This window comes from Paenibacillus sp. FSL H8-0317 (genome assembly GCF_045040685.1).
GTDB lineage: Bacteria > Bacillota > Bacilli > Paenibacillales > Paenibacillaceae > Paenibacillus.
In genome coordinates this window covers 5,174,320-5,189,855 of sequence record NZ_CP150294.1, presented here as the reverse complement: position 1 = coordinate 5,189,855, position 15,536 = coordinate 5,174,320, and the positions used below count along the sequence as shown (strand labels likewise).

General features: G+C 45.8%; 16 protein-coding genes. 12 read left to right on the top strand and 4 right to left on the bottom strand.

Translation table 11 applies throughout. From position 1 onward, the window contains the following. Nucleotides 1-21 precede the first annotated feature (21 nt). Genes MHB43_RS23285 through MHB43_RS23240 form a run of 10 tightly spaced genes read left to right on the top strand, consistent with a single transcriptional unit; the run spans nt 22 to nt 8,566 of the window. Nucleotides 22-873: a 3-hydroxyacyl-CoA dehydrogenase family protein gene (locus MHB43_RS23285; protein ID WP_405130498.1), complete on the top strand. Its 852-nt coding sequence runs from the start codon at nt 22-24 to the stop codon at nt 871-873. Then, a complete protein-coding gene (locus MHB43_RS23280) occupies nt 863-1,225 on the top strand; it encodes a hypothetical protein (protein WP_339178156.1) in 363 nt (120 codons plus the stop codon). Before MHB43_RS23285 ends, MHB43_RS23280 begins: the two co-directional genes overlap by 11 nt. After that, nucleotides 1,195-1,446 carry a hypothetical protein gene (locus MHB43_RS23275; RefSeq protein ID WP_405130497.1) on the top strand — a complete coding sequence of 84 codons (252 nt, stop codon included), beginning with the start codon at nt 1,195-1,197 and terminating at the stop codon, nt 1,444-1,446. The genes MHB43_RS23280 and MHB43_RS23275 overlap by 31 nt, the downstream gene beginning before the upstream one ends. Nucleotides 1,447-1,461: 15 nt before the next feature. Then, on the top strand, nt 1,462-1,725 hold the full coding sequence (locus MHB43_RS23270) for an acyl carrier protein (protein WP_017687156.1): 264 nt from the start codon (nt 1,462-1,464) through the stop codon (nt 1,723-1,725). Beyond that, nucleotides 1,722-2,606 (top strand): hypothetical protein, encoded by an 885-nt coding sequence (locus MHB43_RS23265; protein WP_179088561.1) that lies wholly within the window; start codon nt 1,722-1,724, stop codon nt 2,604-2,606. The genes MHB43_RS23270 and MHB43_RS23265 overlap by 4 nt, the downstream gene beginning before the upstream one ends. A gap of 25 nt (nt 2,607-2,631) precedes the next feature. After that, entirely contained in the window at nt 2,632-3,372 is a 741-nt protein-coding gene (locus MHB43_RS23260) for a thioesterase II family protein (RefSeq protein ID WP_405130496.1), read from the top strand. A gap of 35 nt (nt 3,373-3,407) precedes the next feature. Next, a complete protein-coding gene (locus MHB43_RS23255; RefSeq protein ID WP_405130495.1) occupies nt 3,408-5,741 on the top strand; it encodes an ABC transporter permease in 2,334 nt (777 codons plus the stop codon). A 12-nt stretch (nt 5,742-5,753) separates the two neighbouring features. Continuing rightward, nucleotides 5,754-6,521, top strand: a complete 768-nt coding sequence (locus MHB43_RS23250) for an ABC transporter ATP-binding protein (protein ID WP_047843824.1) — start codon at nt 5,754-5,756, stop codon at nt 6,519-6,521. Nucleotides 6,522-6,581: 60 nt separating this feature from the next. Further along, a complete protein-coding gene (locus MHB43_RS23245; protein WP_339178147.1) occupies nt 6,582-7,217 on the top strand; it encodes a TetR/AcrR family transcriptional regulator in 636 nt (211 codons plus the stop codon). Nucleotides 7,218-7,237: 20 nt separating this feature from the next. Then, nucleotides 7,238-8,566 (top strand): MFS transporter, encoded by a 1,329-nt coding sequence (locus tag MHB43_RS23240; protein WP_405130494.1) that lies wholly within the window; start codon nt 7,238-7,240, stop codon nt 8,564-8,566. A gap of 161 nt (nt 8,567-8,727) precedes the next feature. Here MHB43_RS23240 and MHB43_RS23235 read toward each other — a convergent pair whose 3' ends face one another. The 3 genes from MHB43_RS23235 to MHB43_RS23225 form a co-directional block, all read right to left on the bottom strand. Beyond that, nucleotides 8,728-9,552 carry a carbohydrate ABC transporter permease gene (locus tag MHB43_RS23235; protein WP_405130493.1) on the bottom strand — a complete coding sequence of 275 codons (825 nt, stop codon included), beginning with the start codon at nt 9,550-9,552 and terminating at the stop codon, nt 8,728-8,730. Nucleotide 9,553: 1 nt separating this feature from the next. Continuing rightward, nucleotides 9,554-10,426: a carbohydrate ABC transporter permease gene (locus tag MHB43_RS23230; protein WP_017687164.1), complete on the bottom strand. Its 873-nt coding sequence runs from the start codon at nt 10,424-10,426 to the stop codon at nt 9,554-9,556. Nucleotides 10,427-10,526: 100 nt separating this feature from the next. Beyond that, complete coding sequence (locus MHB43_RS23225; protein WP_405130492.1) at nt 10,527-11,831, bottom strand: ABC transporter substrate-binding protein; 1,305 nt, start codon at nt 11,829-11,831, stop codon at nt 10,527-10,529. 178 nt (nt 11,832-12,009) lie between these two features. Here MHB43_RS23225 and MHB43_RS23220 point away from each other — a divergent pair, with 178 nt between their 5' ends. Both MHB43_RS23220 and MHB43_RS23215 read left to right on the top strand, forming a co-directional pair. Continuing rightward, a complete protein-coding gene (locus MHB43_RS23220) occupies nt 12,010-13,887 on the top strand; it encodes a sensor histidine kinase (protein ID WP_405130491.1) in 1,878 nt (625 codons plus the stop codon). 4 nt (nt 13,888-13,891) lie between these two features. Next, nucleotides 13,892-14,701: a response regulator gene (locus MHB43_RS23215; protein WP_036668535.1), complete on the top strand. Its 810-nt coding sequence runs from the start codon at nt 13,892-13,894 to the stop codon at nt 14,699-14,701. Here MHB43_RS23215 and MHB43_RS23210 read toward each other — a convergent pair whose 3' ends face one another. After that, complete coding sequence (locus tag MHB43_RS23210) at nt 14,702-15,331, bottom strand: YfbR-like 5'-deoxynucleotidase (protein WP_221821926.1); 630 nt, start codon at nt 15,329-15,331, stop codon at nt 14,702-14,704. Nucleotides 15,332-15,536 lie beyond the last annotated feature (205 nt).

The window sequence follows — 15,536 nt, the reverse complement described above, 5'->3', positions numbered from 1 at the left end:
TCAATAAGGAGGTGATTAGGCATGCATAATCGACTCATTGCAATCATTGGCGCAGGGGTGATGGGATGCGCCACAGCACTGGATGTCGCGAGGGCTGGTTATCGTGTAATTTTGCAGGATATTTCGGCGTCGGTCATCGAACATGCCCCTGATGTTATACGTCGTGAATATCGCTCAGCTTGCTTTCTGAAGCAAGGGTACGGTCAGGTGCCCCTGGATCAGATCATGGAACGAATCTCGTTCCAGATACAAGATGAAGGTGTGGAAGAGGCAAGTATCATTATTGAAAATGTAACCGAGAATCTGGAGTTGAAAAAGGAAGTTTACGCACGACTATCCCACAGGGCTCGTCCGGATGCTTTATTTGCGCTAAATACAAGCTGTATTTCCGTAACAAAGCTCGCTTCATTTTTGCCTGACCCAGGTCGAGTCATTGGGGTGCATCTGATGAATCCAGTTCCCGTTAAATCCATGGTGGAGGTGATCAAAGGACATCATACAACACAGGGTACGGAACATGAGATGGTAGCGTTTTTGGAAACTCTTGATAAAAGTCCAGTTGTCATAGAGGATCTGCCCGGGTTTGTCTCTAATCGCCTCTCGCACTTATTAATGAATGAAGCGGCGTACATTGTACAGGATGGAATCGCTACACCCGAGCAGGTGGACGCCATTATGAAGAAGGGTTTCAATTATCAGATGGGGCCGCTGGAGACGGCGGATCTGATTGGTCTGGATACGGTCGTGCATTCATTGAAAGTATTGTACGACAGCTATCAGGACCCCAAATTCCGATGCTGTCCGATGTTGCAGAAAATGGTTGATGCAGGACAGTGGGGGCGGAAGACGGGTCAAGGATTCTATGCCTACTAAGATGAAGGGTGGCATGACCAAGGAAAAGCTCAAGGATATCAAATGTATCGTTTGGGATCTGGACCACACCATATGGGATGGGGGTTTGCTTGAATCTTCAGATGTGCAACTGAAGCCGGGCTTAAAGGAGGTGATTGAAAAACTGGACCAGCGAGGTATTTTGCATCCTGTTGCCAGTAAAAATGATGCAGAGCTGGCTTGGGCGAAACTGAACGAACTGGGCATCGCCGAATATTTTCTGTATCCCGAGATCCATTGGGATGCGAAGTCCGTCTCTGTTCAGCGGATTCAGCAGAACATTAATATCGGTATGGATGCCATTTGTCCAGGGGAGCAGGGAGTGTACTGCTAACGTATATCATGCGTGAAGCTCAGAAGCAGGGCAAACAGATGCTTGCGGACTTCAGGGATACCGGAAGGAACCGGATGATGAATATCAGCTACCGCTTTGCCGGTTTCAAGCAGCAATCTGCAGATCAGGAAGGAAGAGTACTGTTTTATCATGATTTGCAACAGGCTGTAGAGTTTCCAGATTACATTGAGGTTTTGGTGCCCGAGGGGCAACATCAATAACAAGGGGGAAGGGCAGTGGATTATCGTCAGGAAATTCGGGAGTTTATCGGGAACAACCTCACCATGGATCATGAAGACACTCAAATTAATGATAATGACAATTATTTTGAGCAGCGGTTCGTCAATTCGCTCTTTGCGATGCGTTTGGTGGACTTTGTAGAGCGTAGATTCCAGATTGAGATAGCAAATGAAGATCTGGATTTGGCTAATTTCTGCACGATTAACCGTTTGCATGATCTTATTGAGAGAAAGTTGACTGAGAAGGAGGCGGCACTATGATTACAGCTAATCAGGCATCCATTCGTCCAGTCACAAGTCCGGCAACCAGCCCGTCCAACAAATATATGTATTTGTTTTTGGGAATTTCCTTTGGCACATGTTATGGAATCGCAAGTTTGTTCTTGTTCTTTGCGGATTTTATTGTACCCATAACAGGTGAGTTAACCTTGATGCATCCACTTGCGATCGTTGCTCTGTATTCACCTTCCATTGCCGGATTAATTACATGTTATGTGATGGGCGGAACGGAAGCATTAAAAGGAATGTTTATGAAGCTGGTTCCGCGCAGACAGGACCTGTTCTGGATACCGCTCATTATTGGCATTTCCATCATCTTTGCATCAACAATGCACTTTGGTTCCTTGTTATTCGGCATACCGGTCCCTGAGTTGACATATAGTGTACCTGAAATGATCTGGTTGGGGATTGTGAATCTGATCAAGGAGACGGGGCTGATTGGTGGGCTGTTTGGCTGGATCGGATTTTTGCTTCCATTCTTGCAAGGGAAGTTAAAAAATAATATAACAAGTGGTCTGATTACCGGCCTGTTGTTCGGATTATGGGTGCTTCCGGGATACTTGATTTCCTCTTTTGGCACCTCAACCACTTACATATACTATGTTGTTCAGCTTATGGCATTTATCGTGTTCCAAAGTTATATCTTCAATGCAACCAAAGGTACACTTCTGTTTTATCTGCTTGCATTCTGGCTTGTAGCCACAGGAAGTCAAATTGATTTGTACTACTTTAATCCGCAAGTTCAAATTATGCAATTCTTCTTTTTTGCAATATCGGCTATTGTCATACATGTCATCTTCAAGCGTAAAAATGTGGATACTTCACTTCAGACATTCCCTGCATATGTTCTGGAAAGAAAGTAAGCCTGGTTATGGTGGTGGATAAGTGATGGAACCGATCTACTTGGAGCAGCTACAAAAGGGGGAGGGAAACAGACAGATGGTCTGTTTTCCTTATCTCGGTGGCAACTCCAACAGTTTTCAGCCCCTAGTGCCGTACCTTCCTGACACGGAAATTTGGGCGTTTACGCCCCCGGGTCATGGTCTGAACACCGAAACACCCCTGGAGCATATGCAGCAACTCGTAGAACTTTATACCAGCAAGCTGCTCGATGTTATACAACCTGGCAGTCTGTTATTTGGACATAGTCTGGGAGGGATTACAGCCTACTTCGTTGCGCAGCGCTTATATCAGGAACATCCAGATGTAGCTAAAACGCTACGGCTTGTGTTATCAGCCTGCAACACGCCTGACGAATGCGGGATGCAGAATTATGATCGGATGTCAGACGAAAATCTGATTGATCATCTGTTTTCCTATGAAGCTCTTCCGCAAGAACTGATACATGAAAAAGAATTATTGAATTATTTTCTGCCCGTCATCCGGGCGGATTTCAGGATGCTGGAATCTGCAGCAACGCTTGAATATGAGCCGCTCTCATTGCCGGTATTGTATCTGTGGGGAGAACGGGATCGCACCGTTACCCTTCAATCCGCGTTGAGATGGGGCCGATATTTTGGCACATCCATGAAGCTTCAAATCATCAAAGAGGGTGCTCACATGTTTATGATGCATCAACCTTCAACGGTGGCGCATTGTCTGACAAGCTTTATGACTCCAGATAAATAGGAACAACTTGTAGATGAGAGGAGCCATGTTCGTTTATGCTGCTACGAATGCTGAGAAACGATATAACGAGAAAAAAAGGGATTACGGCTGCTTTATTTATTTTTGTACTGCTGGCCGCCTTGCTGGTATCTTCGGGGTCACGAATGATTATGGAACTGACGAGTTCCATCCAATATCTATTTTCTGAATCCAAAACACCACACTTTGTGCAAATGCATGCCGGAGAGATCGATCAGGCCAAAGTGAACACATGGGCTGAAGAAAATGCCATGGTCCAGCAACATCAGATTGTGGAAATGGTCAACATTGACGGCTCTAATCTGTTTCTCGGAGCAGAGTCCGAAAAGAACAGTGTTATGGACATTGACTTTGTTACACAGAATCAGGGTTTCGACTATTTGTTGAATCTGGATAGTGAGATTATTCAGGTTAACGATGGCGAGATCGCGGTTCCGGTATATTACATGCAGCAAAAAAAATTGAGCGTGGGCGACCAGGTTCGGATCGATAATGGTCAATTTGAGCGTTCTTACACCATCGTTGATTTTGTCCGTGATGCTCAGATGAATCCATCGGTTGTGCACTCCAAACGTTTTATTGTGAGTGATGGGAATTTACAGGAATTGAAGCAGGGCATCGGAGAGATGGAGTATCTCATCGAATTCCGGTTGACCGATCCCGGACTGACGAGTGAATTTACCCAGGCTTACCAAAATGCCGGACTTCCCAATGCGGGCCCAGTCGTAACCTATGGGCTATTCCAGGTACTGAATGCCATGACCGACGGAGTTATTGCAGCCGTTATTATTCTGGTCAGTCTTGTGCTGATTCTGATTGCGATGCTCTGCATCCGATTCACAATGCTTGCGACCATCGAAGAGGATTATCGTGAGATTAGTGTCATGAAAGCGATAGGGATCGCAGAGAAGGATATTAAGAGACTGTATCTGATGAAGTATGTATTTATGGCCGGATTTGCATCCGTGCTTGGTTACATTGCATCACTTGGCGTTAACAGACTATTTGTTTCCAACATCATGTTGTATATGGGAAAAGCACCCGCAACCCTGTTGCATTTCGCGATTCCGTTATTAGCCGCTGGAATAATATTTGCCATGGTTGTTCTGTTCTGTCGAACGGTATTGCGGCGTTTTCGTTCCATCTCCGCGGTGGATGCTCTCCGTACCGGGAGCCTGGGAGATACACAGATCATTCGAAACCGGCTTAGTTTGTCCCGCAATCGCTGGTCTTCCGTACCTGTCTTTCTTGGTCTGAAGGAAGTGATACAGCGAATCAAGATGTTCCGATTATTGTTGTTCGTCTTTGTAGTCAGTTCATTTATTATGATTGTGCCGGTCAACTTCCTGAACACTTTGCAGGCGCCAAGTTTTATCTCTTATATGGGTGTTGGACAAAGTGATATTCGCATTGACTTGAGGCACACAGACGATGTGGAGCAGCGTTACGATAATCTGGTTGCCCAGATCCAAAATGATAAAGACATCAAAACGTATTCCCCATTGGTAACAAGCCAGTTCAAGATTAAAAATGCGGAAGGAAGTTACGACAATCTGAGTGTGGAAACTGGGGATTTCAGTATTTTCCCATTGTCTTATGTTAGCGGTAATGCGCCAACAACCGAGAATGAAATTGCGTTATCTGATGCAAACAGTAGCGAGCTGCGCCTGAAGACTGGTGAGCAACTTACTTTGCTAGTTAATGGCAAGGACCAGATGATGACGGTCAGCGGAATATACCAGGATGTTACAAATGGTGGGAAAACGGCGAAGGCCTTATTGCCCTACAACAAGGATAGTGTGTTGTGGTACGTGGTTAGTCTGGATCTGAATAATCGTGGGGACATGGCTACCAAAATTGCTGAATATGAGACGGCTTTCTCGCCAGCCAAAGTAACCGATCTTCAAGGTTATTTGGATCAAACGTTAGGCGGAACCATCCAACAATTGAAATTGGTGACGATGCTGGCCTTGGTCATCGGTGTCTTCATATCTATTTTAATTACAGCACTGTTCCTTCAGATGTTAGTAGCCAAGGACAACAACGACATTGCTGTACTGAGAAGCCTTGGGTTTGCCTTGTCTAAAATCAAGTTCAAGTATGTCGTAATGTCACTTCTCATATTAATCTTAGGGGTTGTTACTGGAACGATATTGTCCAATACGTTGGGTCCATTGCTGGTTAGTGCCATTATGTCGACGTTTGGTGCTTCCAATATTGTTTTTGTTGTTAACCCGTTACAGGCATATATTGTGTGTCCATTGTTACTTGCGGGCACGATTGTACTGACAGCATGGATTAGCATCCAATCAATCAAGGAAACAAGCATATCCAAAATGATTGTCGAATAGGGAGGATCAACGATGACAACTATACTTGAGGCTAAAGACGTGAATAAATCCGTAGCGATCGGCGAGAATGAAGAACATAACATCTTGAAAGATATCAACCTTCAATTAAAAAAGGGAGAATTTGTATCCATCATGGGGCCATCTGGCTCAGGCAAGTCTACCTTACTGTACAACATAAGTGGTATGGATCAGATTAGTGCTGGAAGTGTCTATTTTAATGGCAAAAAAATATCGGCGTTTGAGGAGAGGGATCTGGCAAGTCTACGTTTGACCAAGATGGGATTCATCTTTCAAAATATTCATCTGCTCAAGAATCTGAATCTGTTAGACAATATTGTACTTTCCGCGTATCTGGCCAAGAATAGCAGCAGAGAAACGATTAATACACGGGCGATGTCATTGATGAAAAAAATGGGGATTGATGAGCTTGCTGGGCATAACATCACCCAAGCCTCAGGCGGACAGCTTCAACGGATTGCCATCTGCCGTGCGCTGATTAATAATCCAGATATTTTATTCGGCGATGAACCAACGGGGGCGCTGAATTCCAAATCAACGTATGAGATCATGGATATTCTGGGCGATATCAATGCAACGGGTACAACCATTCTGCTGGTGACCCATGATGTGAAAGTCGCTGCCAGATCGGAACGTGTACTGTTTATGATGGACGGTAAGCTGGTTGCAGACAGAAATATTGGGAAATATGCAAGAGAGCGTCAGGATCTAAAAACAAGGGAAAGCCATTTGGCGCAATGGTTGACTGAAATGGGGTTCTAAAAAAAGAACCTCATGACTACAATAGACCGACAGTCGGTCGAACGTATCGGAGGCCAGGATATGAGACTGATAAAAAACCCGGAAGAACGCAGGAATGAGATTTTGGATGCGGCCGAGATTCTGTTTGTGACAAAGGGATATACCAAAGCTACGGTTATGGACATCCTTCAGGCGTGCAACATTGCCAAGGGTACATTTTATTATTATTTTCAGTCCAAGGAAGAGGTTATGAACGCCATCGTGATGCGTTTTATTCTGAGCGGGGAGGCATCGGCCAGGCACGTGGTGTCCGATCCCAAACTGAATGCCCATGACAAAATTTTTCGCATCATGATGGCGCAGAATCAGCCTGACGGTAGAAAACATGATCTCATCGAGCAATTGCACAGTGTTCATAATGTGGAGATGCACCAAAAGAGTCTTGTAGAAACGGTAATTCGATTAAGTCCCATCTTGGCCGAGGTGGTAGAGCAGGGCATTCAGGAGGGGGTATTTCATACGCCTAACCCAAAGGAATCCATCGAATTCCTGCTCGTATCTTCACAATTTTTGCTGGATCGAGGCATCTTTCAATGGGAGGAGGAAGAACTCCAAAAAAAGGTTGAAGCATTCACACATATTATGGAACGTGTGCTGGGAGCAGAACAAGGAAGCTTCGCCTACGTCACTCGTCTTTATTTTCCGAATCAAGCTTAGCCGAGAAAGGAGTATCATCCATGGAACATACCGTTCAAAAATCATTTAAAAAGTTTCTGGTAGTATGGTTCGGTCAGCTCATCTCCATGATTGGGATTGGACTTACAGCCTTCTCCCTGGGGGTGTATGCCTTCGAAAAAACGAATACGGCAACAAGTGTTGCATTGATTACCTTATTCACGTTTCTGCCGAATATCCTGCTTCGACCTATTGGAGGGGTACTGGCAGACCGATTCGACCGTCGAACGATGATGATTATTGGCGACCTGGGGTCGGCAGCCGGTTTGATTTTCATTCTGTCCATTATGCTCACAGGTGATATCCAATTATGGCATATCTATGTGGGAGTGGCCTTTAGTTCGGTGTTTTCCGCGTTGCAGAGCCCGGCATATAAGGCCTCTGCTACGGACCTGCTGGATAAGGATCAATTCTCAAAAGGCAGCGGTCTTGTACAACTGGCTGAATCCTCGAAGTTCCTGTTTTCACCCATCATTGCGGGTATTCTGCTTAGTATAACAACCATTGAAGTCATTCTGGTCATTAATATTCTGACATTCCTGGTTGCCATTCTGGCTGTGCTGGTTATTCGGAAGAGCATGAAGGTGGAGCGAGAGGATCGAGAAGGAAAAAACTGGATCACCGATATTCAAGAGGGCTGGAGGGAAGTTGTAACCAACAAGGGAGTATTGTTGCTGGTGGTGATTATTTCTCTTGTCACCTTTTATCTGGGATTCCTGGAGACACTCATTGGTCCGATGCTTCTGTCATTCACGGATGCAAAGACACTTGGAACATTTCAGTCTGTTAGCGCCATCGGCATGCTGATTAGCAGCTTATGCATCGGCATATTTACAATAACAAAGAGATACGCAAGTGTGCTTGTGATGGGTCTGATTTTGTGCGGTTTGTCCTTCTCGCTTCTGGGGATATCCACCAACATTTATTTTATAATCTTCGCAGGTTTCCTGTTCCTGTCGTCGCTGCCGTTTGTCAACATGAGCGCAGATGTGCTGGTGCGAAACAATATCGCTAACGAAAAGCAGGGTAGGGTATGGGGAATCATTGGTATTCTGTCACAACTCGGGTTTATTATTGCGTACAGTTTGGCTGGATTTCTGGCCGACCATGTATTTAATCCATTGCTGATGGAGGGGGGAGCACTGGCTTCATCTGTTGGTCAAATTATTGGAACTGGGCCAGGCAGAGGTATTGCCTTTCTGTTTATCATCGCGGGTCTGTTTGTTATTCTGATCGCAATAATCACATCCCGTTTGAAAATGATCAAATCTCTGGAGCAGAGCCCAGATATAGCGGCTCCATCCGATGTTGGCGGGTTGGCGCACGATTAATTCGAATCCAACTGCGTAAGCCCTTGTCCGCAGCAGCGTGTGATACTTCTTCTGTACGAAGAAGTTATTCACACGATGAGCAGACAAGGGCTTTTTGTGCTGAGGAGTCGGCAGATGTACTTAAACAAGATGCGTTTGTGTATTTGGATTGTCGGTGGAGCTTACCCTTTAACCGCCCCTGAAGTTAGCCCTCCTACAATATACTTTTGCCCAATGAGGAACACAATCAACACAGGCAATGACGTGAGCACGATATCAGCACTGACCAGGTTCCACTGGGCACTGAATTGTCCAAAGAAGTTATATACAGCCAGCGTCATCGGCCACATCTCCACTGTATTCAGCATATAGAGTGGGGCAGTAAACTCATTCCAGACACTCAGGAAATTAAGAACAAATACCGTTACCAGCACCGAGGTTAACAAAGGTACAATGATTCCCAGGAACAGCTTGATCCCATTACACCCGTCCATGATCGCGGCTTCATCCAGCTCCTTCGGAATGTTAGACACGAATGCATATGTAATGAACAGCGAGATTGGAATCCCCATAGCCGTGTAGAGCAGAATCATGCCTACATGTGAATTGATCATACCCATGGACTTCATGACTTCCATCAGCGGAATGTAGTTAAGCGGTAGGGTGATACCAAGAATCAGGAAGAAGTACAGGAACTTGCTGAGCCTCGAATGGTTGCGTGATAACGTGAAGGCTGAGAAGGCCACAACAAATACCAGTAGCAGAGAAGAAGCCCCGGAATGCAGCAGACTGTTGAAAAAAGAACCGCCCAAGTGTCCCTGTTCATAGACGATTTTGTAATTTTCAAAAATAAACTTCTCGGGCAACGTCAGTTTAAGCACTTTGGCCTCGGCGTCCGACTTGAATGAATTCAGTACAATGACGACAAAAGGAATCAGAACCACCAGGCTGAGCAGCCAGGCGAGTACATTTAACCCGATCGAAGCCAATCTTTTTCTCAATTTCATGTCAGTATTCCACCTTTCGGTTCATCAAACGAATGATGAAAAAGGAGATGATCGCCATGATGACAAACAGAATGGTAGATAGCGCACTTCCGAGTCCCCAATATCCTTTGGCAAAAGAGGAATAGACAGCTGTATTAATGACATCTGTTGCGTTACCGGGGCCACCGTTGGTTAACACGTATACGGCATCGAATACTCTCAGCCCGTACGTAATATTAAGCACCGTGGCGATGGTAATGGTAGGCATCAGCATCGGAATGGTGATTCGGAACAGCTTCTGCCCAAACCCGGCACCGTCAATGGACGCTGCCTCGTAATAATCGCGGGGGATGGCGAGCAGTCCGGCGATGAACAGCACCATGATATACCCCATGCCTTTCCACGTATCAACTGCCATAATGGATGGCATGGCCCAGGTCAGGGAGCCCAGCCAATTCTGGGCGAGAACGTCCAGTCCCATGGAACGTAGGGTTACGTTAACGAACCCGTTGTTGGGGTCGAGCAGACTTTTGAACACAAGTCCAACAATCAGGAACGACAGCACCTGCGGGGAGAAGATGATCATCCGATGCAGATTGGCGGCCTTTACACCGCTGACCAGCAGCAGCGCCAGAAACAAGCCGAGAACCGTCTTGGCGATGGATGTCACGAGGGTGAACAGGACTGTGTTTTTGATAAAAAGAAGATAGGTCGGATCACCCGCCAATATGGTACGGAAATGCTCCAGACCGATAAAGTTCTTCTCCGAACTGTAACTGTTCCAGTCAGTGAAGGAATAATAGATGCCCAGCAGGGCGGGAGCAACGATGAACAGCAGATATAATACAATCGCTCCAGATGAGAAATACCAGGGATAGATTTTGTTTGCATTCATAACCGGTAACACCTTTCCTTCCTGCCAAAATACATGAGCGGGCAAACGCCCGCTGCATGTAACGCTGTTCAGCGTTTATATTTATCTGAGATATGCGATGTTACTGCCACTTCTCATCTTTCAGCACTTTGGCTTGTTCAGCACGACGTTTATCAATATTTTGCAAAATCTGATCCGGTGTCATTGCGCCAGCGAACATGCCTGACAAGTCCTTGCCAATATCCATCCATTGTGGATCAATGTATTTCACAGCGGCTTGCATGACCGTACCTTTTTCATGATTTTTCTCGTAATCAATGTAATCCTGTGTCAGCTTTGGTTCGATTTCCGGCCAGCAGATCGTCAGGTTACCTTCACCTTCATCGAACACACGCTGCAGATGATCATGCTCGGTAATCCAGCGGAAGAATTTCAGCACTTCTTCGGGATGTTTACTGTTTTTGTTACCAAACATCGCAGCTGAACCGCCCGGATTCACACCAATCGTCTGATTATCCCCCCACGGCATGACGAAAAACCCCATATTGTCTTTCATTGCGGGATACGCTTCGGAGACTTCCTTTTCCGTCCCTGGAACCCGCAGTAACATCGCTGCCTTCTCCTGACCAAACGCTTCAATTCCCGCTTCTACCGTATTGGACAAGAAGTCTTTGCCGAAATAACCGAGATCCGCAAATTCCTTCAATTGTTCAATGACCGTCTTGAGTTGCGTCATATCTGCGACTTTCATCTCATTGTTGTTTAATTTCTCGTAGGTTCCCGCTGTTGTTTGCTCATAGTTAGGCCCCGTTTCGAACAAAGGTAGGACCTGATACCACCCGCTGGCAGGTGCCTGATAGAATGGAATAATGTCTTTATCCTTAATTTTCTGGCTGATCGCCTTGAATTCGGCATAGGATGTAGGAGGCTCTATACCGAGCTCTTGGAAGATACGTTTGTTATAGTACACATACCAGATTTTCGTTGGCGCAAAAGAAACCCCGTAGACCTTGTCATTGTGACTGACGGTTGGCAAAATCTCTTCAGACATCCGACCTGTAAATTCCTCATTGGTCAGGTCAATGGCATTTTCCTCTGGTCTTACGTTAGCCGGCATGCTCAATGGGTCCACATCGACATTAAAAATGTCAGGTGCTTCGCCAGAGGCCAGCTTCACCTTGATCAGGTCCCGCCACTGTGCGTCAGGTACGACCTGGAAGTCAATTTTGACACCCGTCTCCTGCTCATATTCCTTGGCCATCGTCTGCATAATGCCCGTGCGAGGAATACCGGATTGACTCGTTCCAAAAGTGAGTGTCACCTTACCGGAACCTTCAGCACTTTTCCCTGAGTTGCACCCGGCAAGCAGCAGAGTGGAGAGCAGGAGCACACTTGCAAGCGAAAAAAGAAATCGTTTTCTCATCATTGAACCTCCCGGAATATAAAGAAAATTGTCACTTGCCGAAACGCTTAATGTAAGCGTATTCTTATGTGGATAACTTTACTGTGAACAAGGGATGTGCTCAATAGACAAAAGCGTTCTGTTGGGTGGACATTTTCGAATGGTGTGACAGATATCATCATAGGACGAGGTGTGTGGGGATTTGCGATATCGATTTGGAACGCTTCAGCAAAGTCTGTTTGCCTATTACTCTGCGGTATTCATTATTTTTTCGCTCATTGTGGCAGGACTCCTGTATGTTTTTCTCGCAAGTGACATCCGTCATCGAAGTGAAGAACAGCAGAGACAACTGGGGGTATCAATCGTCAGTAACCTGGATCAGGAAGTGGTGAAAATGAACAACTTCTCCATGAATATTGTGTATTCCAATCTGGTCAAAGAACACTTCAGTCACTACTTGGCACCAGCGGAGGATAGTGAGCAGACAATGACGAGTGATCCGGCATTGTATAAGGATACAACCACTCTGATTGATGTCATTCTTGCGATCATCAGCAGCTCCAACACAGCCAAACAGGCCAATATCTATGATGTGAATGGCAAGATGCTGGGAGCGGGTGCATTCAACGGTCAACTGTCGGTAGACCTGACTCAGCGACCGTGGTACAAGGAAACCTGGGAGCGGAGTGGATGGCGGGTGATCCGGTTGTTAGAGGGGGGAGCTTTGCCCATGCTGACGGGCGAGGGTAAAGCAGATCAACCTTACATTTCGCTTACCCGGGTATACAAAGATGGCAATTATGTCAGCCAGGGTGTCGTTGAGATTTTGCAGGATGCCGGAACCCTGTTCCAGCATTTGAATGAATTGCAGGCGAATAACAACGATCTTCGGATCTATGTAGTGGATGAACAAAATACACGGTTGTATCCACTTTCTTCGGATGCCGATGTTTCTCAAGCAGGCCATTTCGATGATGTGGAATTGATTCAAAATCTTTCATTTCCGCCTGATACGATGCAGGAGATTACTGATCCTTTGAGTCAGTCCAAACAAATGATGACGTACATGACGTCACAGGAGACGGGATGGACCGTTATTGTCATGCAGTCCAAACAATCCCTTTTCGCAAGTCTCAACCGGATGGCTGTGATGTTTATCGGTGCCACGTTAGCTACTCTCATGCTGATTCTGGTTCTCTCGTATCTGATTTCCAAAAGGGTTACTTTGCCGCTGCATCGTTTGCAGCGCATTATTCAGAAAACGGGTGAGAATGATCTGGTATCGGGTCAGGATTCCGGTCAGTTGTTCAAGCTGGAGCATCCCGGTTCTATTCGGGAGATGGATGAGCTGAATGATACGTTTATACGGCTGAATCAACAGCTTGTACAGTCTTTTCAGGACAGGCTGGCGATGAAATCTCAGGAGACAGAAGCGAGATTACTGGCGCTGCAATCCCAGATGAACCCGCATTTTCTCTATAACAACATCACCAATATCAGCATCATGGCGGAAGAAGGCATGAATAAGCAGATTGTCGCGTTCTGCGCCAATATTGCGTCTATGCTGCGTTATATTTCTACTCCGGGAAAGAATGGGGTTCCCCTGTCTCAAGAATTGGATTATTGTGAGCGATATCTGGAGTGTATGAAGATTAGGTTTGAGGATGATCTACACTATGAGTTTCATATTCCGGATGAGATGCAATATATTCAGGTTCCAATGTTAATGGTACAACCACTACTCGAAAATGCCATGAAATATGGACTGGGTGATACCCCTCCATGGAAACTGAATATTACTGGACAGTTGGATACGGTACAGCAGACCTGGCAGATCCACGTGGAAGACAACGGGCCTGGCATGGAACCCGAGGCACTTGCCAAGATCATGCATTATATCGAACAGTCACAGGAGTGGGAGCGTATGCCTGACTTCGAAATTAACGGCATGGGACTCAAGAATATAGGGGTCCGATTGAAATTATGGTATGGCACAGCAGCCCACATGCAGATTACGAACAAGCCTTCCGGCGGTGTCCAGATTACTATAGGTGGTTCCATTCGAAAGGAGCATGACTGAACCCATGACAATCAAATATAGAACGATTATTGTGGAAGATGAAGCCTTGATTCGCCGGAATGTCTCGCGCAAATTCAGAGAGCTGGATACCCGGTTCGAGGTGATTGGTGAAGCGAGGAACGGTCAGGAAGCGTTACAGCTTATTGAACATTCCGTACCTGATCTGGTTGTAACTGATATACAGATGCCGGTAATGAATGGATTGGAACTTGCCAAACATCTGTATTTTGCCTATCCGCATGTGAAAATTGTCATTCTGAGTGGTTACCATGAATTCGAATATGCACGGCAGGCGATCAGTTACAAGGTGGAGGATTATCTGCTCAAACCATTATCGGAAGAACAGCTTCGGACACTGCTGGATGCGATGGAATTGAAGCTTGGGAGCGCTGTGGATTCGCTTGCCCATGTCAGTGCCGTGCTGGATGAGCAGGTGAAGCCGGAGGATATCGCAGAGGCTGTTAAGTTGTATTTGAAGCAGAATTACATGCATGAGATTACACTCCAGGACATGGCGGGACAGATGCATTTTAGTGTGGACTATCTGGGAAAGTGCTTCAAGAAGGTGACGGGGGAGACTCCACTGAAATATATGACAGGTCTGCGGATTAATGAAGCGAAGCGCATGCTCGTCACTCACGAGAATATGGATATCAAGACCATTGGTGGAGCGGTAGGGTATAGTGATTCCCACTATTTCAGCCGGATCTTCAAAAACAAAACGGGCATGTACCCTAGCGAATACCGACTGCAATTGCAGGAACGAAAAAAAGCCCTGTCCATGGATGATGAGCACCATGTTGACTTGAGCTGATTACTGGGCCAGAGCTTCTTCGGTTATTTTGCGAATATCAAACGGGGAGCGGATACCTTCTTCGATCATGTCGGGGAGAATCTGCTCCAGGAAATACTGTACACAGTGGAGGTCGATATTTTTGATTTTGACCAAGGCATAACGGTACATAACGATAAATTCTTTCTCCGTATTGCCACGTTGGAGCTCAGCAAAGGCTTCATATACCTGATCCATCTTGTCTGCGACTTCGAGAATCAGTCCTTCAACCGATTGGTCTTTGCCCTCACGCAGCTGTCTGCGGAAAATAGGCTGGAACTCTTCAGGAATATTTTCATTAATAAAATGTTCAACCATGCCTTCTTCCACCTTTTGCAGCATCGAACGCAGCTCCAGTGAATAATGTTTGACTGGTGTTTTGATATCACCGATGAAGATTTCGCCATAATCATGACTGCTGGTAATCTCGTATAACTTCTTCCAATCAATGCTTACGCCTTGCTGTTCTTCAATATCGGCCAACGTTTTGGCGTACTGAACCACTTTCCAGGAATGGGCGGATACACAATGTTCTTCGAACTTGAATTTGCCAGGGGTCCGAATAATGCGTTCAAGATCATTCAGTGATCTGAAGTACGTATGAATTCCCATAAGAAGAGATCATCCTTTACAAGTTAGGTGGGCGTATACACTGACTATACTTCAGTTATATTAACCACGGATTAACGATGTATACATTGAATGTAAAATGAAGCCAGAAAGCCACGATGGGTGACTGAACGTGAGTCCGTCATCCATCGTGGCTTTATCTGTGCAAATGTTATGCTACCTAACGTAGATAAGTGCAATAGATCAA

Excerpts from the sequence above, each read along its gene's own strand:
- MHB43_RS23230 (WP_017687164.1), bottom strand. The coding sequence starts at position 10,426 with ATGAATGCAAACAAAATCTATCCCTGGTATTTCTCATCTGGAGCGATT.
- MHB43_RS23215 (WP_036668535.1), top strand. The coding sequence starts at position 13,892 with ATGACAATCAAATATAGAACGATTATTGTGGAAGATGAAGCCTTGATT.
- MHB43_RS23260 (WP_405130496.1), top strand. The coding sequence starts at position 2,632 with ATGGAACCGATCTACTTGGAGCAGCTACAAAAGGGGGAGGGAAACAGA.
- MHB43_RS23240 (WP_405130494.1), top strand. The coding sequence starts at position 7,238 with ATGGAACATACCGTTCAAAAATCATTTAAAAAGTTTCTGGTAGTATGG.
- MHB43_RS23235 (WP_405130493.1), bottom strand. The coding sequence starts at position 9,552 with ATGAAATTGAGAAAAAGATTGGCTTCGATCGGGTTAAATGTACTCGCC.
- MHB43_RS23225 (WP_405130492.1), bottom strand. The coding sequence starts at position 11,831 with ATGATGAGAAAACGATTTCTTTTTTCGCTTGCAAGTGTGCTCCTGCTC.
- MHB43_RS23280 (WP_339178156.1), top strand. The coding sequence starts at position 863 with ATGCCTACTAAGATGAAGGGTGGCATGACCAAGGAAAAGCTCAAGGAT.
- MHB43_RS23255 (WP_405130495.1), top strand. The coding sequence starts at position 3,408 with ATGCTGCTACGAATGCTGAGAAACGATATAACGAGAAAAAAAGGGATT.
- MHB43_RS23285 (WP_405130498.1), top strand. The coding sequence starts at position 22 with ATGCATAATCGACTCATTGCAATCATTGGCGCAGGGGTGATGGGATGC.
- MHB43_RS23245 (WP_339178147.1), top strand. The coding sequence starts at position 6,582 with ATGAGACTGATAAAAAACCCGGAAGAACGCAGGAATGAGATTTTGGAT.
- MHB43_RS23265 (WP_179088561.1), top strand. The coding sequence starts at position 1,722 with ATGATTACAGCTAATCAGGCATCCATTCGTCCAGTCACAAGTCCGGCA.
- MHB43_RS23210 (WP_221821926.1), bottom strand. The coding sequence starts at position 15,331 with ATGGGAATTCATACGTACTTCAGATCACTGAATGATCTTGAACGCATT.
- MHB43_RS23250 (WP_047843824.1), top strand. The coding sequence starts at position 5,754 with ATGACAACTATACTTGAGGCTAAAGACGTGAATAAATCCGTAGCGATC.